General features: G+C 36.9%; 21 protein-coding genes. 10 read left to right on the top strand and 11 right to left on the bottom strand.

The annotated features are described in order from the left end of the window. Positions 1-294: 294 nt before the first annotated feature. A complete protein-coding gene (imm45, locus tag N5852_RS06335; protein ID WP_262099565.1) occupies positions 295-621 on the bottom strand; it encodes an Imm45 family immunity protein in 327 nt (108 codons plus the stop codon). Between the two features lie 445 nt (positions 622-1066). On the opposite strand from imm45, the gene N5852_RS06330 reads away from it, so the two are divergent. Both N5852_RS06330 and N5852_RS06325 read left to right on the top strand, forming a co-directional pair. Continuing rightward, entirely contained in the window at positions 1067-1417 is a 351-nt protein-coding gene (locus tag N5852_RS06330; protein ID WP_262099564.1) for a hypothetical protein, read from the top strand. Positions 1418-1767: 350 nt separating this feature from the next. Continuing rightward, entirely contained in the window at positions 1768-2364 is a 597-nt protein-coding gene (locus N5852_RS06325) for a hypothetical protein (RefSeq protein WP_262099563.1), read from the top strand. Positions 2365-2528: 164 nt separating this feature from the next. Here the strand turns inward: N5852_RS06325 and N5852_RS06320 are convergent, their stop codons facing one another. After that, a complete protein-coding gene (locus N5852_RS06320) occupies positions 2529-2906 on the bottom strand; it encodes a hypothetical protein (protein WP_262099562.1) in 378 nt (125 codons plus the stop codon). 402 nt (positions 2907-3308) lie between these two features. On the opposite strand from N5852_RS06320, the gene N5852_RS06315 reads away from it, so the two are divergent. After that, positions 3309-3737, top strand: coding sequence for a hypothetical protein (locus tag N5852_RS06315; RefSeq protein WP_262099561.1), 429 nt, complete (start codon positions 3309-3311; stop codon positions 3735-3737). Between the two features lie 767 nt (positions 3738-4504). Here the strand turns inward: N5852_RS06315 and N5852_RS06310 are convergent. The 3 genes from N5852_RS06310 to cbiE all read right to left on the bottom strand — a co-directional run bounded on the left by N5852_RS06310 (position 4505) and on the right by cbiE (position 11243). Beyond that, positions 4505-5917, bottom strand: coding sequence for a DUF3999 domain-containing protein (locus N5852_RS06310; protein WP_262099560.1), 1413 nt, complete (start codon positions 5915-5917; stop codon positions 4505-4507). Beyond that, entirely contained in the window at positions 5914-9465 is a 3552-nt protein-coding gene (locus N5852_RS06305) for a DUF2339 domain-containing protein (RefSeq protein ID WP_262099559.1), read from the bottom strand. The genes N5852_RS06310 and N5852_RS06305 overlap by 4 nt, the downstream gene beginning before the upstream one ends. A 503-nt stretch (positions 9466-9968) precedes the next feature. After that, a complete protein-coding gene (gene cbiE / locus N5852_RS06300) occupies positions 9969-11243 on the bottom strand; it encodes a precorrin-6y C5,15-methyltransferase (decarboxylating) subunit CbiE (RefSeq protein WP_262099558.1) in 1275 nt (424 codons plus the stop codon). Between the two features lie 68 nt (positions 11244-11311). On the opposite strand from cbiE, the gene cobG reads away from it, so the two are divergent. The 5 genes from cobG to cobJ all read left to right on the top strand — a co-directional run bounded on the left by cobG (position 11312) and on the right by cobJ (position 16224). Continuing rightward, positions 11312-12655: a precorrin-3B synthase gene (cobG, locus tag N5852_RS06295; protein ID WP_262099557.1), complete on the top strand. Its 1344-nt coding sequence runs from the start codon at positions 11312-11314 to the stop codon at positions 12653-12655. A gap of 185 nt (positions 12656-12840) precedes the next feature. Then, on the top strand, positions 12841-13167 hold the full coding sequence (locus N5852_RS06290; RefSeq protein WP_262099556.1) for a hypothetical protein: 327 nt from the start codon (positions 12841-12843) through the stop codon (positions 13165-13167). 191 nt (positions 13168-13358) lie between these two features. After that, complete coding sequence (locus N5852_RS06285) at positions 13359-13985, top strand: precorrin-8X methylmutase (RefSeq protein ID WP_262099555.1); 627 nt, start codon at positions 13359-13361, stop codon at positions 13983-13985. A gap of 35 nt (positions 13986-14020) precedes the next feature. Next, a complete protein-coding gene (locus N5852_RS06280) occupies positions 14021-14773 on the top strand; it encodes a precorrin-2 C(20)-methyltransferase (RefSeq protein WP_262099554.1) in 753 nt (250 codons plus the stop codon). Beyond that, positions 14770-16224, top strand: a complete 1455-nt coding sequence (gene cobJ, locus N5852_RS06275; RefSeq protein WP_262099552.1) for a precorrin-3B C(17)-methyltransferase — start codon at positions 14770-14772, stop codon at positions 16222-16224. The genes N5852_RS06280 and cobJ overlap by 4 nt, the downstream gene beginning before the upstream one ends. Positions 16225-16856: 632 nt before the next feature. On the opposite strand, the gene dksA is transcribed toward cobJ, so the two are convergent. Next, on the bottom strand, positions 16857-17273 hold the full coding sequence (gene dksA, locus N5852_RS06270; RefSeq protein WP_262099551.1) for an RNA polymerase-binding protein DksA: 417 nt from the start codon (positions 17271-17273) through the stop codon (positions 16857-16859). Positions 17274-17873: 600 nt separating this feature from the next. On the opposite strand from dksA, the gene N5852_RS06265 reads away from it, so the two are divergent. Beyond that, a complete protein-coding gene (locus N5852_RS06265) occupies positions 17874-18365 on the top strand; it encodes a SixA phosphatase family protein (protein ID WP_262099550.1) in 492 nt (163 codons plus the stop codon). Positions 18366-18415: 50 nt separating this feature from the next. Here N5852_RS06265 and mazG read toward each other — a convergent pair whose 3' ends face one another. The 5 genes from mazG to N5852_RS06240 all read right to left on the bottom strand — a co-directional run bounded on the left by mazG (position 18416) and on the right by N5852_RS06240 (position 22020). Continuing rightward, positions 18416-19261, bottom strand: a complete 846-nt coding sequence (mazG, locus tag N5852_RS06260) for a nucleoside triphosphate pyrophosphohydrolase (RefSeq protein ID WP_262099549.1) — start codon at positions 19259-19261, stop codon at positions 18416-18418. A 342-nt stretch (positions 19262-19603) separates the two neighbouring features. Then, positions 19604-20128: a hypothetical protein gene (locus tag N5852_RS06255; RefSeq protein WP_262099548.1), complete on the bottom strand. Its 525-nt coding sequence runs from the start codon at positions 20126-20128 to the stop codon at positions 19604-19606. A gap of 69 nt (positions 20129-20197) precedes the next feature. After that, positions 20198-20548, bottom strand: coding sequence for a contact-dependent growth inhibition system immunity protein (locus tag N5852_RS06250; RefSeq protein WP_262099547.1), 351 nt, complete (start codon positions 20546-20548; stop codon positions 20198-20200). 296 nt (positions 20549-20844) lie between these two features. Beyond that, entirely contained in the window at positions 20845-21108 is a 264-nt protein-coding gene (locus N5852_RS06245; RefSeq protein WP_262099546.1) for a barstar family protein, read from the bottom strand. 453 nt (positions 21109-21561) lie between these two features. After that, positions 21562-22020 carry a hypothetical protein gene (locus N5852_RS06240; protein WP_262099545.1) on the bottom strand — a complete coding sequence of 153 codons (459 nt, stop codon included), beginning with the start codon at positions 22018-22020 and terminating at the stop codon, positions 21562-21564. A gap of 491 nt (positions 22021-22511) precedes the next feature. Between N5852_RS06240 and N5852_RS06235 the strand changes: the two genes are divergently transcribed. Then, on the top strand, positions 22512-23402 hold the full coding sequence (locus N5852_RS06235; protein ID WP_262099544.1) for a hypothetical protein: 891 nt from the start codon (positions 22512-22514) through the stop codon (positions 23400-23402). Positions 23403-23414: the final 12 nt, after the last annotated feature.

Genomic DNA, 23414 nt, shown 5'->3' with positions numbered 1-23414 from the left:
AAAAGACAACTAATCTCCATTTAAAAAAACAAAAGCAAAATATGCTTGCTTTCAACCTTCAAAAGCTATGAATAAATGACTTGGTGGCGATGCGTCTGTTTTTAGTAAAAGGGATTGGTAAAAGCTGCAAGATTGGCTCTCGACACAAAAGCCAAGTGCTTAACCGAGATATTTGCAATGAAACCTTCAATAATGCTAAAATTTATCAATTTAGTTTTCAATGCTGCTCAATGAAAGAAACCAAGCAAAACCGGCATTAAGCCTTTTAAAATCGGGCAGCCCAATTTTACCGAATTAAAAACAGACCGTTGCGGTAAAATAACGTTCTATAATATATACATCATCAATATCGCAGCTTGGATACCCCCATTTTATCCAGTTCTCTACTAGCCAATGCTTATATATGCCGCTTAATGGATATGCATAAGCTTCCTCAGGATATGTTTGTAGAATTAAACCAGCCTTATACCCAGTTGTAACTATAAGACCTAGCGGACAAATTGCTTTCTGTGTTTCAAAGATCATCAAGTCAACAAACGCTTCATGAGGATATATGCCTTTTACTCTCAATACATTTCCTCGCCTTAATAATGCTTCTTTATAATCTTTTAATTTTATCATCGCATTATTGACCTATGTGTCATCCAAAATAAATTGTTGCTAGCAAGCTATATTTAAATATTATTTATTGATATAAGTATAATATATATAATTATTTAAAATTCTATAATGTTATCGCCTATTATTAAAAAATATTTATATTGGTAAATTAGATTTATTAAGGATTTTATCGTGGTCATACTAATCAGAATATTATTATTTACGGTTTTATTATTTCATATATCTAAAACAAGTGCTTCTGATATAGATTTTAATAACTGCCAAATGTCCTTTACCTTAGCAATATGAAAATTGAATTACTTGTCCCCAAAACCATTAGGGTGAACGTGATACCGATAACATTCTTAATGACGGTAATTTTATTTTAAACGGTATAGACTATGAGTCTCCTGGCCTTGTTGTAATATTAACTGCACTTAATCAAGATATAAAAATACAAAAAGATTTGTATAAAAAAGGCATTTACAGTTGGTACCGTCGCTCCAATGAGAAAGATCATGCTGATATTCATGGTGCGTTAACAGCATATGGGCATACAAAAAAAGATATCCTTAACGTTTTTAATCTAAAACAAGGCAACTCTATAGTAGTCTTCAACCATTTGCATCGCCCGTATTTTGAACAAATATATAAAGAACAGGGCTATAAAGCAATTGTTGGCGTATCGGGACAATTAGCTGAGCTTAAAGAAATCGACCCTTTTATTGAGTTTACTAATCCATATAAAAATGACAAAAATATTTGGCAAGAACCATTTACCGTCTGCCAAGAAATTGAATGGTCATATGCGGATTAAGTCCTACATTCTAAAAGCTTTTTTTATTAATGTTTGAGTTATAGCAATTGATAACCAATATATTTGCAATGACGCAGGTTAACCGTATCGTTTACACGCAACCAAGTGGCAAAAAATTCAAACGGCCTTCACAATCATTGTTTGCCAACTCAACTCTTACATGCTTAAATAACTTGTCCTTTAATCTTTTTGGGCCGCAAAACATATTTAAAAGAACCACCATTTAGAGCGTTTTCCGAAAAGTGTGAAGCGGTTTTCGGACAAAAAACGCGGTATAAACAATGGATTAGAGCGCCGATTGGATCCAATCAGATCGAAATGCGCTCTAATTGCCGGTAACGAGGTTATCAATGTCTAGGTTAAGTAGATTTTTTTTATTTAGCTTTTTAATGTTTTCTAGTTTTCAAACAAAAGCTGAAACTTTAGAAAACGATATTTGCAAGAGCGAAATTATAACCGATGGTATGCAGGTAAAATTATATGTGACCGCGCCTATCGTGGTTGATAAGCAAACCAATCGAATGATTGAAACAGATTTTTCCAAAAAATTTGAGAGTACATATCCCCTTATAGCCGTAAGCTTTACTGCTTATGATAAAGACATAAAATGGCAACAAGATTTTTATTATGAATCAATAGTTTTATATTACAAAAACTATAAGAGTAAAAAAAATTTCATCACATTACGTGAGGAACCAATATGGTATAGCGAGGAAATACTAAAATTAATAGCCTTAAAGCGTGGGCAAGAAAAAGTTTACTATTTTCATTTTCAAGATGTTGCCTTTGATGAAACTTTAAACAAAGAAAAAATAATTATCTTTGCAAATGGAAAATTAATGAATGTACATGAATTTAAAAAATTTACCAATCCATTTAAAGGTGATAAAAATGTTTGGCAAGAACCAGTTAAGCTATGTTTAGAAGCTAATTGGCACTATCAATAAATTATTCATTTTTAAAATATAGGCTGGCTATACTTTAGGCCAAAAAGGGTTGGTAATAAATGGCAAGCCGCGCGGTCTGTTTTGTCATAAGCAAAGCTATACAGCTATCACGCTTCTTTTAGCTGCTGCGCATATCATCGCGTTAGTTACATCGATTTTGCCAATTAAGTATTATTACAGCTAAGGCGCAGTTCAATATGCTTATAACCTTTATTTTTAAATTTCACCAATTTATAATCTGATTGCGGATCAATGATTTTTTGGGCGATTTGTTCGCCATTTATAGTATTTAAAATTTTAACCTTTAATAAGGCTGAGGTACAACCACAGCCACCTATACCACGTGGCCCTATACTGTTTGATAAAAATTTAACCACAATATTTTTGCTATCAACGCTAATACTGCTATCTTTAACGATATAGCAAGCCCTTAAGCCATTATAATTTATATTATATTTTACAGCATCGCTCGATATTGAATTATCAATAAATAAGAAATTAGAAAGAAATATCATACTAATTAATATAATATATTTCATCATTACGTCCCTTTAGATAGTCGACGAATAACAAGATTAAAATGTGCTTTTATTTAATGCATTTTCATGGTTTACATCAAATATTTACGTTTTTAATGCGGCATTTTTTCTAAAATCATTGATTTGAATTTTTTAGCTATATCATCCCTCAATTGTTATTTAACATATCATAATATTTCTATTGGTTGTAAATACTACTTTAAACAGCAGTCACAAAAATATAATGCTTTGGAGGCGCTTTACAATTAAATTTTTTGAATTATCTTCGCTATTAAGTTTTCCAATTTTTCTTAACATTTTCATGAGGACTACATGCACTACTCTTACAAGGCCTTCATTATAACTTGTTGTTTTATATTGTGTGCATGTACACAAAATACATCGTTAAATAATCGTGGTGTTTTGATGCAGGCATCCCTTTATCCGTTAAATTCTGCGGCAAGTAAACACGGCTTGGTAAAATTTGATTATGTTGATCCACTTACGGGACATGTCAATTTCAATTTCCAAATGTCAGGAAAAAACTTCGAAGGACAAGCTATGACCGTAGACGGAAGTTATCGGAATTGGGGGACGATTTATTCTCAGACCTCTGGTAGTGCCTATGTGAGCAATTCTTATGGTGGTGCGGTCGCGATTGGAGGGAGTACGAGCGCGAATTATCAGTCGTCAAATATATCACCTTCTGCAATGCAGGGTGTTATTACAATTTACTCATCTAGCGGTATGCGGGGAAATTGCGAATATATTGTCAATATCAGACAGCTCAATACAACAGGTGTTTGTAAACTTACAGATGGATCTTTATTTCGGTTTTTTACTGCAAAGAAATAGAAAAGCTCGGGCATTGTGAGGGACTTTCCGCGAACTTCAAGTTAGCTGCATTATATCTCAATTAAGTTTTAATCTCTATACAAGCATTGGGGTACGTGAAGCCTAATTTTACCTTATATGGCTTATAGTTATCCATTAAGTCTTTTACAATTCTTTCAGGCGCTGTTCATAACAGTTAAGCATCGTTGCAATTAGCTTAAGGGAAAATCTAAACTTGTTATATTGGTAGGTAAATGCAGCTTGAAAACATCAAGCTATAATAATGTAAAACATTGCAATTATTAAAATAAGGTTAGTTTTGATGATTGGCATAGATTATTTGGTATTTAATTTTGCCTATGTCAATGAAATATTTCTATAATATATTGGCAGTGATTTTAGGGTCAGCATAGCTTTGTCCTTTGAGCAAGGTTAGAATTTGCGTTAAAATTTTAAATTTTCTTCTATGTTTTTAAAACTTAGAAGATAGCTCTCATCGATTGATGACTATTTATGCTGTAATATTGCAGGCTCATTTATCGCCTGTTGGATAGGATTTAAACTTAGAGTTTTATTGTCTTAAATATAAAATTTGCAACTGCAAACTCTAACCATCAACATTCAGATAATCTAATTATCAGTGTAAAATGAAAACTTATGACAAATTGATGATGAAAGATTTGAAAACGTAATAGGATAAAAAGTTAAAGCCCCTCATAACTCGAGAAGCTTTAAATCTTTATCCTTATGCCTTTGCAGAAAATCTAATCAAAGCAAAGCTTTAAATTTTACGTTTTATTTTTATTTTGCTCGGCCTGCCGCAAGAGCTGAAACGCCATTAACACCAAAAACGCAACCCCAACAATCAAAACGGCCCATAGCACAAACTGCTTCCAATTTGTCTCAGCAGGCGTCTCAACAATCGGTGCTTCAACAACATTTTTTAACGGTTCAATTAAGGTTGCATGGCTAATGCGCTCATCATCAATATCAATGGCACCTGGCACAAGATTGGCAAATTCAAGCGCCATAGAATTTTGCTGCCTTTGGCCAATATGCAAGGAAAAAGGTGCTTTACCGCGAGCCAAAAATACAAGACTAGTAGGCTCTAAAGCAACTTCAACGGGCAAAACATCAAGATCAAGCCCACCGCCGCGCTTATCAATTTCAATTCTTATCTGGGATAAGGAATTATCACGCAATTCCACACTATCAAGTCGGGTTAACTCGCCATCTTTTCCTTGCAGTTGATAAAACATGCCTTGGCGCAACAAAAACCAATTACCAGTATTGGTAAAATTAGAACCATAAAGCGTAAATGGTGCCAAGCTGTAACCATCAGGTAATTGGACTTTTAATCCATTTATATTATGCGGTGCAGCAAAGGTTAGCTCATAAATTTCACGGCTTAAATTGTCCTTAGAAACACGCTTAGCTGGTAAAGTAGCACTCCAAACTGGTTCAAACTTTAAATTTGCAGCGATAACCTCGCGAGAACTAACACCAACTTGTTTTATGGTGGCCGTCTTTGTCTTATCAAGCCACATTAAACGCAAGTACCGACCTTGAGTAGCTCTGATATCAAGACTTGTTTTGGCAATTTCACTATTATCATTGGTTAAACGATAAAGCTCACCATTTTCAAGCGAGCGCCAACGCACCAAATCATCGCTAATTTCTAAACGATAAGGAAAAAAGCCATCCTTTGATGGCGCCCAATCAATTTCCAATTGCTCAATGCCAGTAACAACCTGCTTTAAATCTATTATAAAGCCAAGCACGGTGTCATCATTGGGGCGACTAACACCATCATTATTGATAATGATAGACGTGCCATCACGGCTATTATTAATACTTATATTAGACTGGTAGCCATTTTTTGCGTCATTTCCACGCAATGGATAAAGCTCCGTTTGTAGCTGTCGGCGGCGCACTAAATTAGGCTGGTTTAATCTTAAATCAGATTGGTTAAAAAAGGCATAGGGCTGCGCCTTGCCATCGCTGTCTAAAATGCGAATATCGCCTAGCTCCGCGCTGCCTGATTGTAATTGCAGCGTAGCATCAAGCGGCAACTGGTACCAAGGGCCTTTGCCAGCAAGCTCCAAGCTTGCATCTTTCTCAATTACTTCTGCCGCTAGTAGTGCTTTTGGTATTTGCAAACCAATAAAAAGGGCTACAAAAACATATATAAAGCGCATCATAATTCTTGCTCCCCACCGTCTTTTTTCTGATTAAACTGGTTTTGCATTTCTTTAGGTGGCATGGGTGCAAAATAACCAATAATCAACAAGAGCAGACCAACACCGGTAAAGGAAATAATCCGCTCCATAGTGCCGCTACCGCCTAGATCAACCGTAAACAATTTGAGAACAACAACGCCAATAAGCGTTGTACCACAAATCCATAATACGCGTAAGCCTTTGCGATTACCTATCAGCATAGCGGAAAGTGCAATCACCGTCCAAGCAATTGCCAAGGTTGTTTGAGCAATAGTTGATGACCAAAGCGTTGCCGTTTGCCAATCAATACCAGCAAAGTGATGAACGCAGCGCAAGATTATAGCGGTTATAATAGCAAAACCTGTCACACCAAATATCAATAAAATGGCCTGACGAGACAAAAATTCCTTTATAAATAGTTCACGATCGCTCCACATAAACAAAGCAAAAAGCGAAATTAGTAGCCCCAGATCAAGTGGATTAACCAGCGGAATATAAGGAAGCGGTACTGCACTACCATCATTAATAATATTGGCAAACCAAATCCAGCCGAAAGTAAGCGCAGCAACAGGCGTAGCTGCTATTACATGATAGGCCATTGGATCACTCGTCAACGGCCATTTTTGCCCCTTGGCTGTAACTAGAATGAGATAGCCAACCGGCCCTACAAGCCAGCCAAGCCAACGCCATGCATTAAAGCTGCCTGCAACATCGATAAGCAGCGCGCTGCAAGTTGCAGACGCCAAGCAAACAGCCAACCAAGCACCAGCAATATGCACAACACGCGCAATGTCTTTTTGACCTAAAGGCAATAGCTTAAACAACATTGCGCCATGTAATAACAAGCTTGCAGGCCACAGTAACCAACCCCAATTGGCCCAAGGCTTATAAAGTGCAGCAACAGCAAATTGAGAAATATCGTCTACGCTCGGCACAGCCGAAAAATCTTGGGTAAAGGCACAAACAAAGATAATAAGCGCATAGGGCGCAAAGCATAGGCAGATATTTGCCAAAATGCGCCATTGAAATTTTTGTGCAAGTAAAGCCCAAACCATAAAACTTGCAATAGAAACAGCCAGAACACCATGAACTTTGATTAAACCAGCCGCATTATAATCAATGGTTGCCAAAATCATAAACGCCCATGACAACACCATTAGACCAACAAAAACTCCTTCGAAAATTCTATCGGTCAAATCTTCTTTTTGAGTGCCATCATTGTTAGCGTCATCTTTTTTAATTTGATATTGCGCCATAAAGCTGGCAATTAATAATGACAATGACAAAATAAATATGGGAAGAAAATCGGGCTTAAATTCAGCATAAGCATTTTGCACACTTATGCCCTGCAGATAAACCACCCCTGAATAAAAGAAGAAGATAGTTGCAAAAAATTTAACCACCCAATTGTGCAATTTTAGACCAATAATAACCATGATAGTAGATAAAATTGCGGTTACAATTGTTGCGCCATAATAGGCAAAGAAAACCGACGGGCTTAAACCGATTGCCACAACCGACGCACCAGCCAATATTTCTGGAATATTGCTTTCCCACTCTTTCCAACGCGATTTATCAGCCCTTGATGCATTCCACCATGTAAATACCAAGGAGCAAACAATAAGCACCGTGCCAAGTTTTGATGCGTTAAGAACAGTGTCTGTGCCGTTAGCATCCAAGGTTGCAAACCAACTTATCACGGCACCCGTTAACACTGCTAAGGAAAAATAGCGTGAGGTTAAATGATTTTGCCGCAATGAAAGCCAATAAATAGCGCTAGCTTCGAGCGCCCATATTGATGTTGTCCACTCAGCATCAAAGGCAAGCGGCACGGCTAAGGACGCAAAGATTAAACCTAAAACAAGGCAAGACTCAAATAATAATTGTAATGCATTTTGCCCACGTTTTAAGACGGCAAATGCCAACATAATGTAAAACCCACCAAGTATAAAAGCTGAATATGCAGGGCCAAACTCGAAATTGCGCACCAGCGCATATTGCAAACCAAAGCCAACAATTGGCACGCCAAATAGCAATGTGCCATCAACATAATAAGTTTTCTGTGCGGCTTTAATCAATGATGTTATATCGCCATTTTTGCCGTCTAAACTTTCGATTAGCTGACGCTTGGCAAATAATAAAGCAATGCCCAAAAACAGCAAGAAAAACAAAATCAAAAAGAGCTGAGTGCTAAGATAAAAAGATGGTTCATAAGAGCGCATTGCCCAAGCGCCGCCAATCGACAAAGTGCCAAAAAAACCAACAAGGTTAAGCGAACGCCAAGCTTTAAACCAAGCAATAATTAAAATAGCGATATCCAAAATTGCAAAATAGCTAAATAGCGCAATATGGCTACCACCACCGGTTGAAGCCAAAATTGGTGCAGCAAATCCTCCAATTGTTGCAGCAAGCATTAAACTTAAGGAATTTTGCAAAAGCGCTAAAACAATTGCGGCGGCTGCAACAAGCACCAAAATGGCAAATCCCATATAAGGATCAATCAGCGGATGCAGCTTCATAGCCGCAAAAATAGTAAGATAGAATACCCCTACTCCCAAGCCTTGCAGCATCAAAGCTGAAGCTGGGTTTTTCGTTCGCACTTTCCAGCCAATAGCAGTAAGCGCAAAGGCCGCAAAAGCCACCGCCGCATAACGAAGCTCAATAGGGAAATAAGTATGGGCTGCGACATAGCGTAATAAAAAGGCAAGCCCAAGAAATAGAATAATGGCACCAACTTTTAAAATTGGATTACCGCGTAAAAACCAGCGTGACACTTTGTCAAACAACTTCATAATCGGCAGATCATCGGCGCGATATTGACTTTCACCCTGACTGGCGTAATCTTCTTGGTTGGCGTAATCTTCGGCTTCAGTGCTTTCACTTTTTGGCTTGGCTCTGCTCTCATAAGTCCAAGACTGCGCTTGATTTTTATCTTTAACATTATCTGCTAAACTGTCATTGCGCTCTAATGGCTTATTAGATTTTTGGCCAATAGGATAAACAAAAACTGGTTCTGCAACGGGGATATTAACCTTATTGATTTTTACCCTTGGCTGCTCAACTTCTTGTTTAAGAGCTTGTTCTTGAGCTTTTTCTTGTGCTTTTTCTTGTGCTTTTTCTGGCAATTCAGAAATAACAGCCTCATTCGTTTCTTTTTCTAAAACAATCGCTTGTTGATTAACAGCTAAGGCTTCTTTAGGCTTTTGCGGTGCTTGTGAAATATCAAGGGGCGTTTCAGCCTCATTTATCATATCCGCTTCATTTGCAGCACCAAATTTATAGATAATTTCATTAGGCGTGGTTTCTTCAGGCAATGTTGGCGTTAAGCTTGAAACTATTTGTTCAAGCTCAGATATTTTTGCTTCTTGAAACTCTACTTTTTTTTGTAATAGCGAAAATTGGCTTTTTGATTCTGATAGAGCAATTTGCGCGGTTATGCCTAGGCCTATTAATGTGCCAAATAATGCACCCCACCACCCAAAAAATGCACCTCCTAAGAAGCACCCCAATACCATACCTATAATGTGCATAGAATCCCCTACAAGCCGCCTTTAATCAATTATTTTTGGTAATAATTTTAAGTAAAATAAAATAAATTAAAGGTTATTAACGCAATAATTTAGTATAGATCTAAATCAGTATTTTGAATAATATTTCATTTTGCTACAAAATCCAATAGAGTTTTTAAAGCGAGCGCATTTGTTTTTCAAAAAAGCAAATGAAGAAGACGAGCGATCATAAATGCTGAGCGCATTTGTTTTTGAAAAAAAGCAAATGAGAAAGACGAGCGATCATAAATGCTGAGCGCCTTGTTTTTGAAAAAGCAAATGAGAAAGACGAGCGGCTATAAAATGCTGAGCGCATTTGTTTTTGAAAAAAGCAAATGAAGAAGACGAGCGATCATAAAATGCTGAGCTCATTTGTTTTTGAAAAATGCAAATGAGAAAGACGAGCGATCATAAATGCTGAGCGCATTTGTTTTTGAAAAAAGCAAATGAGAAAGACGATCGATAAACTTAAGTCAAAGCTATTTTTACATCCGAGTGGTATTTTTTCGCAAAATGAGCATAGTGATCGGCAATGCTTGCCGCCATACGTGGAAATTTCCCAGTTCATCGGCTGAACTTAAAACAATTTTATGAAGATGCCCACCATATTTGCGGCTGATCTCCAGTACCAATGCTTCACTTTCTAAAGTAACTGCATTGACCACAAGGCGGCCACCCAATTTCAACTTTTGCCAACATTGATCAAAAAGGCCATTATTGCTTAAACCACCACCGATAAAAATAGCATCTGGCTCTTCTAAGTGCTTTAACACATCGACGGCACTTGCTTCAACTAAAGTCAAATGTGAAGAAACACCAAGATTATCGGCATTTTGCCGGATATTTTGGGCCCGTTGTACATTTTTTTCAATGGCAATAGCGCGGCAATCATAGCCAAGGCGCAACCATTCAATCGAAATAGAGCCACTTCCGGCGCCAATATCCCATAATAATTCATGCGAGGTTGGCGCAAGATGTGCCATGGTAATGGCACGAATATCCCGTTTTGATATTTGCCCATCATGGATAAAGGCATCATCAGGAAGCGTTGAAAAACTAGGCAATTGTTGTTTGGCTGGATCAATTAAGCAATTGACGCCAATTATATTTAATTTAGCAAAATGCTGCCCCTCAAAATCCTTCGCCAGAAAGAAATGGACTGCCTCTAGTCTGCCCTCAAGATGCTCTAAAACGAAAATTTGGCTTTGATCATAACCACGGGCGCAAAGCTCTTTACCAACGAAGCTCGCACTAGCACCATCATTGGCAAGAATAAGCATTTTGCGCTTATTGGTGATTGAACGAACAAAGCTATCAACAGCGCGACCATGTATGGAGAGACAATCAACATCTTGCAAGGCCCAACCAAGGCGTGCTGCGGCCAAAGAAAAAGATGATGGATGTGATATAATTGACAATTCAGAAAGATCAAAATGGCGACAAATTGTTGCCCCAGCGCCATAATGCATTGGATCGCCAGTGGTTAACACAACCACATCTTGGCCACGCAATAATTTCAACTCTTCAATAGCGTTTAAAAAGGGTTGTGGCCAAATATGGGCAGTGCCATGGATGATTTTATCAAGCAAGGCAAGGTGACGCATGCCGCCAAAAACATGCTCAGCATTGCTAATGATAAGGCAAGCAGCTTCGCTTAGGCCCTCAACACCATTTTCACCAATACCAATTATTTTTAGCCACGCTTTCGATTGAATTATATCATCTTCACGCTTTGGCAATGTTTCATCTTGATTTGTCATGAATAAGCAATAAAATCAGTTTGCATCAAGCGCAAGACAAAAGGCTGCTTTTTGAAAAAGAAAATGACATGACTAAAACTAAATCAAATAACCAAAATCATGATGATCGGCGTTGGGCCTGCCCCGGATTATTCCGAATGCCGGCGTCTGCAGATGGTGGTATTTGCCGAATTAAGCTTGAGCAAGGTCAGGTTGATGCGACACAATTACGCGCTTTAGCCAAGCTAGTTGATGGTTTTGGCGATGGTCTTTTGGAAGTGACAACGCGGGCAAATGTGCAAATTCGTGGGGTAACCGCTGATAATTCCGCTTCTCTTTCACAAAAACTGGTCATGGCGGGCTTTGGCCCCAAGATTAAAAATGGTGATGATGTTCGCAATATCATGGTTAATCCAACCGCAGGTTTTGACCCCCTTGCCTTGCGTGATATTAGGCCATTTGCCCAAGAATTATCACTTTATGTGCAGACACATTATCAAAATCTTTCGCCTAAATTTTCCTTTTTAATTGATGGCGGCGAATCATGTGCCGTGCTTGATCATAAAAGTGATATTTGGCTTTCGCTTTGCGATGAGGGGCAAAATTTTGCTTTTGGTGTTGCCTCTTGCCCAACCACATCTACATCCCGCACACAAGCTTTGGGAAAAATTGTCTTTGAGCAAGGCCACCAACTTATTTATGCGCTGATTGATCTATTATTTGAAAGGCAAAAATACGCGCCGCAGCTTCAGCGCATGAAACATTTGCAAGAAGCAATAAGCAATGAAGACATCATTGCCTATTTAAAATCGCGCCAGCTTGATATTTATCCAGCTGATCATTTTATAAGAAATAGTAAAACCAGCCATTACCTTGGCATATATGCAAGCCTAAAAGCCGATCACTATTATTTAGGGGTAAAACCACCCTTGGCGCGGTTAACGCCTTTAATGCTCAATTTGCTCGCCAATATTGTTGATGAGTACACACAAGGCCAAGGGCTTATTTTTACCCCTTGGCAAAGCATAATATTTGCCAATTGCAGCCTAAAACAAGCCAATGACATCAACAATATTTTGGCAGAGCAAGGCTTTATAGTCGATATAAATGACGTTAGGGGCAAAATTATTGCTTGCGCCGGTGCGCCAAAATGCGCCAAAGCCTTATCAAATACTTTATTAGATGCAGAAAACTTAGCGAGCTTACTTTTACCCGATGATTTGGATAATGTGCACCTTACTGGTTGCCCCAAATCTTGTGCTGCAACCAAGGCATATCCGACAACTTTTGTCGCCATAGATAATGGTCTTTATGACATTTATAGTAGCGCGCTTGCCCCAAAGGAACAAGGATTTGGCACATTAATTGGCCACAAACTTAACCTTAAACAAGCAGCCAAACTGATTAACCGCAAAGCCCTACCGATTATTTGAGATAAATTAGCTGCAAAAATATAAAATATTTGGTTGTTTTATCTAAACTTAGTTATTTTCATATTTTTTAAATAACTTCAAAATCTTGCCTTAATATTATAAATATATATTTAAAAAATATTACTTATTTAATATAAATTATTATTTTTATAAATATCGCAACTATATTAGGGGTAGATTGTAAGATGTTTGGAAATAAAAAAATAATTATTATTAGCATGTGTTTTTTCTTAACTGCTTGCGGGCCTTTTGACTTCAATTTTTATGGTAGCTCGTACCGCATTGGCGATCAGCCAAGGGAAGAAGTTTTCATAAGAAAATTTGTTCTTGACCAAAACGAAAGGGAGAAAGAAATAAAAGCATGTCAAAGAATACCAGAAAGAAAGCGTATATATTATATTTGCAGTTTAGCCATTGATGCGGATCGCTTTTTAAAAGGCCAACCGCGTTTATATGCAGATAGGCAAATAACCTATGAGTCACTTCATTTGAAACCACCCTCAAAACCATAAAGCACTATTTTAGCTTTTAGCTTTCTCATTAACGTGTAACTTTCTCATTAGGGTGTAGCTTTCTGATGGGGACATCAATGAATTTTGTTTCGCATTTATCGCTAAAAAGAGTAAGAAAGGATTCTAAGCAAATTGCATTTTAAGGATCAAACCGAAACGGCTCACTTTCCTTTCGGTTTAAAAGGACAACAATGTACGACTATATAAAAAACGGCCAAAATATTTATGACCGCTCCTTTTCCATTATTCGACAAGAGGCAAATCTATCTGGCATTGCTAGCGACATGGAAAAAATAGCCGTTAGAATTATTCATGCCTGCGGTATGGTTGATATTGTTGACAATCTGCAATTTTCTGAAAATGCTGGTTCAATTGGCCGCGAAGCCATAAAAAATGGTGCAAAAATTTTATGTGATGCCCGCATGGTTGCCAATGGCGTTACCCGCACCCGCCTGCCCAAAAATAATGAAGTATTATGTACTTTAAATGATGATAGAGTGCCAGAACTGGCATTAAAGCTTGGCAATACGCGCTCTGCGGTAGCACTAGAATTTTGGCGCGAACATTTAGAGGGTAGCATTGTTGCTATAGGCAATGCTCCAACAGCTTTATTTTATCTTTTAGAAATGTTGGCAAAGGGTGCGCCGCGCCCTGCCCTTATTTTAGGCTTTCCCGTAGGTTTTGTTGGTGCGGCTGAATCTAAACAGGCTTTAATCGACAATGATCTTAATATTCCTTATATCGCAGTAACTGGTCGGCGTGGCGGCAGTGCTATGGCAGCAGCGGCAGTCAATGCCCTTGCAACTGAAGTTGAATAAAGCGAAATTAAATAAGGCGAATAAGGGCAATAGGCATGAAAAAAGGTAAGATTTACGGCGTTGGCGTTGGCCCGGGCGATCCCGAACTTATCACCATTAAGGGGTTAAAAGCCATTGAAAGCGCAGATATTATCGCCTTTCATCAAGCAGCAAACAAAAAAAGCAATGCGCTTACCATTGCAGAATGTTGGATAAAGGATAGCCAAAGCCTTTTGCCACTTATCTACCCAATTACGACTGAAGCACCTCCCGACAATCTTAGCTATGATGATATTTTGTCAAAATTTTATGATGACATCACACTAGAGCTTACAAGCCATCTTGAACAAGGCAAAACTATAACGGTTTTGGCCGAGGGTGATCCGCTATTTTATAGCTCGTTCATGTATATCCATGACCGCTTGGCTGATAGATTTGACACAACCATTATCCCCGGTGTTACCTCCATTTCAGGCGCATCTGCTGCCCTTGCAACGCCACTATGCTACCGCAATGAAACATTTACCGTACTTTCCGCTGTGCTTGATGAAGCAATATTAAAACAAAAACTCGCAGAAAAAAGTGCCTTTGCAATCATGAAGCTGGGGCGTAACATTGACAAAATTATCAATATTTTAAAAGAGTTACATCTTTTTGATAAAGCACTTTATATCGAGCGCGCCAGCATGAAAGATGAAAAAATATGCTCGCTAAGCGAAGTCGATAGCAGCTGCACGCCTTATTTTTCGCTTATTCTCATTCCCGGCGAGGCTTATGCACTTACACAAAGCAAAGGTGTAAACCTTTGAAACCTATTGCAATTATCATATTATCCAATTCTGCTTTTGCCATTGCTGATAAGATTAAAAGCCAGCTTAAAAACGCCACCATTTATGGCTTTGAAAAGCGCGTAACATGCTGCGACACAAGTTTTAGTTCGTTCAGCCAATTGGTACAAAAGCTTTATAAACAAGATGTTGCACTGATTACTTGTTGTGCCACTGGAATTATTATTCGCGCCCTTAGCCCACTTTTACAAGATAAATATGGCGAACCACCAGTTATCTGCATCAGTGAAGATGGCAAGCTTATTGTGCCCTTGCTTGGCGCGGCAAATGGTGGCAATCGCCTTGCCAATGAAATTGCCTCTATCACCGATGGCTTTTGCGCCATTACTTCTAATGGCGAAAGACGCCTTGGCATCAACCTTCTTGATCCACCAGATGGTTTAAAGCTAATTAATCCGCACTATGCCAAATCCTTTATATCGCAAATTATTAATGGCGAAACGGTTAGGCTGATTGGCAATCATGCTTGGCTTGATAGCGCATCATTACCTTTAGATGAAGCATCATCATTATCCATTGAATTTATTGACCATGATGAAGTGATAGAAGTTAAACAAAAAACCCTAACCTACCAAAAAACACGCTCCAATAATCAATTAGCAAAGGCGCAATTGCCCAAGGGAAAAGTGTCGATTATTGGCCTTGGACCGGGTGACAAAAATTATTTGACACCATCGGCGCAAAAAGCCCTTGATGAGGCTGATGATATTTTAGGCTATGATTTTTATATCAAATTAGCCGCACCATTTAAGCCACAGCAAACCATTCACCAAAGTGATAACCGCCGAGAATTAGAGCGGGCAAAATATGCGATTGAACTTGCAGCCGGTGGCCGCAAAGCTGCGATTGTATCATCTGGGGATCCAGGTGTTTTTGCCATGGCAGCGGCGGTTTTTGAAATGCTTGATACAATAATTAAAACTGGAATCGAAACGGGAATTGAAGCTGGGCAAGATCATATGCCCGATATTGATATTATTGTTGAGCCGGGCATTACCTCAGCTTTTGCTGGCGCTGCCAAAATGGGTGCGCCACTTGGCCATGATTTCGCGATCATATCCTTAAGCGATAATTTAAAACCTTTTGAAATTATTGCAAAACGGCTAAAATCCTGCTGCGAAGCTGATATGGCCTTGGCACTTTATAACCCTGTATCAAAAGCCCGCCCAGAACAGATCATCAAAGCATTGGATATTATAAAAACTATTCGCAAAAGTGACACGCCAATTGGTCTTGGCCATGATATTTCACGGCCGACCGAAAACCTTAAAATCACCACCCTTGGCGCAGTTGATATTGATGATATTACCAGCCGAACCATTGTCATCATCGGCTCGTCAAAATCTAAAATCATTTGTGCCAATGATAAAAAATGGTTTTATACACCAAGATCTTACTTAAGTGATGATTAGCAATTTTAAAAATCATGATTTGGGCAGTAAAGATTTTTAATGTTTTTTAATGCGATAACCGCATAATTTGCTGATTTAAGCGACATAGCACTGTAACCAGCGCATTTTGCTTAAATTACCCATATCTCAACCGCCCATACCCTAACAGCTTATGAATAAGTTCAATAGTTGCGCGACGGGAAATATTTGTGTGCCATTAATGGCATGATAAAACTATTGGCCTGATAGAAGCCATAGCAATAAAGCAAGATTTTTCATGCTTTTTTACACCAGCATTTTTAACAAAAAACTAGCAAGTTTTCAACGCAACCATATTATGAATGCGCCAACACATCACATCGCAAAGCATCACACCGCAAAGCATAGCATAACTATTCGCCACGTACACTACATGCGCTTAGTTTGCGTCACATGCATGTAATTTGCATTACAAGCATATGTAATGCATTAAATCGCAAAACGCTAAACCGCGTCACCTTGCAACACACCTAACCTTTAGCCTAAGCGCTTTTGCAGCACCACCGAATAAACACCACGCTTATTCGGTTTATTTTAAACCGCATCAGCTAATAGACAATGCCAATCAACAGGGCCAATAGCCGCATCTCATCGCATCAGCTCATCAACAGGGCCTATTCGTCGCGATACACTTTTTCGCGGCGCTCATGACGCTCTTGCGCTTCAAGAGAAAGGGTTGCAATCGGTCTTGCATCCAAACGCTTAAGCCCAATTGGGTCGCCTGTTTCTTCGCAAAATCCGTAAGTGCCTTCATTGAGACGCTGTAAAGCAGAATCTATTTTTGAAATAAGTTTACGCTGGCGATCACGCGCACGCAACTCAATAGACCTATCTGTCTCAGATGATGCTCTATCTGCCATATCTGGAAGATTTGCATTTTCTTGTTGAAGGTTTTCCAGTGTCTCACGAGACTCTTTTAGAATATCATTTTTCCAAAAGATAAGTTTTGCGCGGAAATAAGCTTTTTGACGCTCATTCATGAATGGCTCGTCGTCACTTGGGTGATAGTCCAAATTTATTTGTTCGCTCATGTACGAAGCCTCCACAGCTTGGTTGAGAGCCCCTATATATTGTGGTATTTTTAAATATACAACACAAAAATTTAAAAAATACACAATTTTATATTAAAAAACAAATGGATTGAGCATATCGTAAATTATAAAACTTCTAGATAACATGAAATTATTTCATCTATATGACAAAATAGTTATATTTAAAATCAATCATCTAAAATATGCATGATTTAAAGCAAATTCTATTATATTAGCAATATAATATATTACATTTTTTCTAATAAAATCTATTTTAAGAAAATCAAATTTTCTTAACTATTTCGTCCCATATTTTATAGCGCGTTTGATCATAAGGAAAAATAGGGACTACCCCCAATATAGCAATGAGAATAATCATCAAAGCTGTTTTGATTCTCCCATCATCAAAATCTTTTCACTGCATTACCTTATCGCAATGATAGCGCAATTAAAATTCAACTTTCTTTGACCGCATATAATTGAAGCCATGTTATTTAACGCATCAAAGTAAAAATCGTTGCAATATAATTTCTTTTTTTTCCATTTGCAGCTAAGCTAGAACTGTTGATTTTTTAAATATTTTGATTGATAGGCTTTACTATGACCCACTTGCAGAGAATTTTTTTATTGCGCCACGCTGAAGCAATGCCAGCGCAAAAAGGCCAAACAGATTTTGATCGCTGTTTAAGTGCCCAAGGTTTGCACCAAGCGGCTAATATTGGCACGATTATCGGGCAAGATTACCAAAGGCCAGCAAAAGTCTTATTATCACCATCTAAGCGCACAAGCCAAACGGTGGAGACATTGCAACTGTTTGACCAATCAGACCTAATCTTTATTGATGATTTATATGACGGGGGGCCACAAGACTATCTTAATACTGTAAAAAACCACAGCCAATATGAAAGCGTGTTATTGGTTGGGCATAATCCATCTATTTTTGCATTATTGCAGTTTTTAGCCGCACCAAAATCTAAAATCAAATTGCCCTATAGCTATCCAACTGCTGGGCTTGCGGTACTTGATTTTGCTAAAGATGAAACCGAATTTAATCACCATTGCGGCAATTTACTTGCATTTCATCAGCCATAAGATGTAAAAAACGCAGCAAAAGCCAATAATAGCTTTAAAATATAAATCTATCATTCTTTGGCATTTACCCAATGCTTTTCCATTTCGGCTAAGGGACAATCTTCCAGCTTTTGTCCACCTTGCGCCACTTGCTTTTCGACATGGTGAAATCTTTGCCGAAATTTTGCATTGGTGCGAGCAAGGGCTTTTTCTGGATCAATATCAAGTTTGCGGGCAAGATTAATCACGGTGAAATAAATATCGCCCAATTCTGCCTCTATATTTTGGAAATTATTGCTTTCTATCGCCTCAACAATTTCAGCCGTTTCTTCCCTTAGCTTGTCAATCACCTCATCCGCTTTGGGCCAATCAAAACCGACACTCGCAGCTTTATCTTGCAATTTCATCGCTTCAATCGGCGCTGGAAACACGGTTGCAACATCTGATAAAATAGACGGTTCAACCACTAATGCCATTCCTGTTGCCTGTTTTTTTAAGCGGCGCATTTCTTTTTCTATTTGTTTGATTTGCTGCCACTGCCCCTTTTGCATGCCCTGCCGCCTCTCCTCCTCGCTTCCAAAAACATGCGGATGGCGGCGGATCATTTTAGCGGTAATGGCTTCAACCACATCACCAAAGGAAAACAGATTTTTTTCGCTGCATATTTGCGCATAGTAAATAACTTGCAGCAGCAAATCGCCCAATTCGTCACATAAATCAACCGGATCATTGCGGCGAATTGCATCAACAACTTCATAAACTTCCTCAATTGTATAGGGAATAATCGTCTCGCAACTTTGCTCAATATCCCAAGGGCAACCCGTTTTAGGATCACGCAATGCCGCCATAATATCAATAAGGTCATTTATATCGCGTGACACTTTTACCACGCTTTTTTCGGCGTTAGAATGGCTCATTATATCGGCTTTCATTATTGGCTTGAAAAGTTTTTACACCTTTTAGCCTATGGAAATGATGAAAAGGTGTTTTCTATACAAAATTAATTATCCAAAATTAATCTAGCAATAGTAATTTAAACTTTAATAAACCCATAATGTACCATTTGGAAATTTTCCATCCCAAAAGCATGACAAATGCCCTTGTTTAACAATATCTATCAAATCAAAAAAGACGACTTCTAGATCTGGATACTTAGTTTGTTTCATATAAGCAAATTGTGAAGACAGAACATAAAAATAATTCACGGCACCTGGATCAGGTATAGCACATATATTGTTTTTTAATTCAAGATAATTCATTTAAATGATGATTAATTCACCGTGACGGTCTAAAGGAACAGAATTAGGATATCTTCTTGTATCCTGATCAATAGAATTTCGTAAATATTCATTAAAAGTCCATTGGGTAGCACTTATTGTGCTATAATTTGTATCGTAATGATAAACTAAATTTTGATTATCAGTTTCAGTTAACAAAAAATAGTACTGAGTTTCTGATTCAATAGAAATAAAAAAAGGTTTTCTCTTAGCTAAATCAATTATATTCAGTTCAATTACTTCATCTGTATAGCCATTCTGAAATAATACTTGGCCTCGCACACTCCATTGATCACGATAAAACAATAATGGATCATCACCAAATAAGCCGCCACTGCAACGGCCCATGCAGCTTAAAAAATCGTAAAGTTGATCGGTTATCTTTATATCATAAAGCCGCTCGATCTGTGCAATTTCATTGTCAGTATATCCCCTTACATAGCTTATATCAAAGGGTAATTCGGGATAAACTGAGCGAAGATAATTTATTAATTTTTGATTGATCATGGATCTAATACTTATTCGTTTTGACAAAACTAAAACTTATTAAAGTGATACTGATATTGATGTTTTTCACTATTTGGAATTTAAATTCTTTGAACCTATTTCTTTTATCAATCGTTCTTTAATCATCACCAACCAGTCATAAGCAGACATATCATCAGACATTGGCATAGAACTAACACCAGCTTTAATCATTATATTTTCGTATGTAAAATTATCAACATATGTCTTTTTTAGTTCATTGCGATAAAGGGTCAAAAACTCAACAATTTCTGTAAAGAGTGTAACTTTAGTATTGTTATCATGTTGGACCATAAATTCATTAACTATATCATCAAAAGTTTCCCCACCAGCACGACAATCTACGTGAAAATATGCCGCTAAAAAATAATATAACCTTGGAAATTTAGTTTTAATGTTCATTGCTTTGGAAATCCTGTTTGTATTCTATATCCTATAGACATTGATGAATCTTTTCTTTAAAAAACCATTAAGCCTTTGCCAAAACCTTGATATCAACGGGGCTAACAATATTGAGATTGCTGCCATTAGATTTGGTAGCAAATTAGAATAATGTAGTTAGGTAATAAATCCTACATTTTTACTTCAGCTAATGTACAATTATATTTATCCATAATAGATTTTTTTTGTTTATCTAAAAATATAACAGATATTTTTTTACTGTTTTTTTGCATATGAAATTCTATTATGGCATTTAATTATTTAGCATAAAAACCTAGCATTTTATCGCTTAAGTTAGTCATTACACCGTGATCTATTTGTATTATATCTGCATCGATCCATTCTAAATCTTCCATACAATCATCGAATGCATCCCAATTAAAGCCAAAATATTTAGGAAACCAGAAGGAATAATAATAAAACGAGAGTAACTCTTCATTTTTCAAAAAAGGATTAACATTAAAATTAAATATATGACCTATTGTTTTTGATAAGCACATATCTGAAAATTTAATTTGCATAATATTATCCTACTTTACTGAAATAAAAGTTATATAATAGTCTGGCGTAAAGTACGTTTACCCATAAACAATCATTGTAGGCCAACTTTTTTAAATAGAGATATTGGCACGATATATTCAGTGCAATAACTATATGGCTTCACTGGTGATCTCCCCTCTTTATTCTTGAATGGCGTACCATCATTTATATGTCGATAGCTTATATTGTCATGCGATGAATGATTTTAAAGGCAATTTAAATAGTTCGGCAATTTGACGCAATAATCATTATTCAAGTGGCAGCAACGTATCTCCACTTTTATTTAAACTAATGAGATATTATTGAGCAATTATTGGAGCGCGTCATCAAGGTTGATCTGAGTTTAATCCCCCTTAAAACGAATAGGTGGATATTAAAATATGCTCAAAATTAATTAAATGACTTGCGAAAGTTCGAGACACCCCACCGAAATTCTAATCTAAATTAATAATATTTTGCCCTTTTTTAACAATAAATTTTTTTTGATAAAAATCTTCACATAAAACTTCGTTTTCATTTAATATTTTATGCTTTAAAATTACTTCATTATAATCATATTCAAATTCTTTAGACCAATCAATTGTTGATCTCCACATAATAGACAACTCAGTTACGATAAGGACCAAATTGTTTTTGAGAATATATATAGCACTAACCTGATTATCTTCTATATAATCCATCACTACTTTATTATTTTCTATTTTAAGGACTTGAGTGCAAAACCAACAATAAAAACTATTCTGATTTTCAATTGTTATATTCGTAGGAAAAAAATCAGATTGAATATCATATTTCAGTTCGCCATTAATATATAATTTTGTATTATCATCTTTTGTTTCAAAATAATATTTATTAAACCCAATTATTATTTTTGTGTCATACTCTAGTGCCATTTTTTTCTACCTTATTTAAAATAATTATAAAATTAACGACGCGGCATAACTGTGACGAGATCAACCGCCCCCTTTTCTGTTATCTGCCACACCGTTGTTATTTCTAATGGTCGACCAGCTGGCGTAATAATATTTCTAATAACATCAAATTGATTTCCATTCCATTGTGAACGATTAAAAATATTTCGTAACTGATTAACTCGTACTTACCCCAAAAAATTCTTTTTCTTTACAAATATTTATTGTGGCTTTCAATCATTTGAGGACAGCTAAGCTAAGGATAAGTGGCTTCGAGCCAGTATCAAAACTAAAAGAATTTGAGTCAAAAAATGCGTGGATTACCCTATAGTAAAACCAATTGCACCACGATATACTTGGAAGTATAAATCGTTTAAAAATAATTAAAATGGCATTTAAAGCGTAAATATGTCAAATATAAGCTTGGCAAAAAGGCCATCATATGTAAGTCTTTATAAGATGAGGGATATTAAATGTTATATTACACATTAAGAAATATAGGACTAATTTTATTCTGTTTAATATTAAATATAAGCCCAACACTCTCAAAGGATGCGGTGGATTTTGATTATATTAAAGTCAGAAAGCAGATAGAAGCGATTTGCACCAACCAGTATTTATCAATTGAAGAGCGCACCGCACAAATATATCTATTGTTGCCGGTGACGGATGAAGGTACAACAAGTTTTTATATGGGGCCAGAATATACAAACGAATGGGATTATATTTACCAGCCAGAAGGTAAACAATGTTCTGATTTTATAAATAAAGCTCCTTCTATTGTTCCTGTTGAAATGATCATAAAAAAATATCAAGATGTAATGAATGCAAACCCTATTAATATTAATAAAATAACAAATCTTAAACATAATATTAGTGAGTTAGGTAGTTTTTATGGTGTTTATTGGTATGAACTACCTAATTATATGGACCCCAATATTGCCTTACCTGTTTTTCCTGGCGCTGACCTACCAGATGATTATAATCATGAACGAACGGATGCCTTTTTAAAACTATTAAGGCAGCAAAGCGATGACTATGTCCTTCATTTTATGTTGCTAGTCACACTAGCTCCGGTTGGTGATTTTGTATTTATTACAGAAGATTTTGATGAAAAAATGCAAAATGGCACTTTAATTAATTATGCCTCCCCAGAATTAGTAAAAACATTTCCGCAATGGTATAAGGCATGGAACATAATGGTGCCAACAATGTGCCAAAGATTTCAATCTTTTTATATGGATGCGCAAAATAGAAATCCTATACAAAAAGCTTGTGGTGATTTAATCACAGCTAAAAAATACCATGTAACTAGGGAAAAACAAGCACAGATTAACTATGATATGGAACATCATGATCAATAGTCATTATTTTAG

It is taken from the genome of Bartonella sp. HY328 (assembly GCF_025449335.1).
In the GTDB taxonomy this organism is placed as follows: domain Bacteria; phylum Pseudomonadota; class Alphaproteobacteria; order Rhizobiales; family Rhizobiaceae; genus HY038.
Note: the sequence above shows the minus strand (reverse complement) of the source record. Positions and strands in the feature narration are given on the sequence as shown.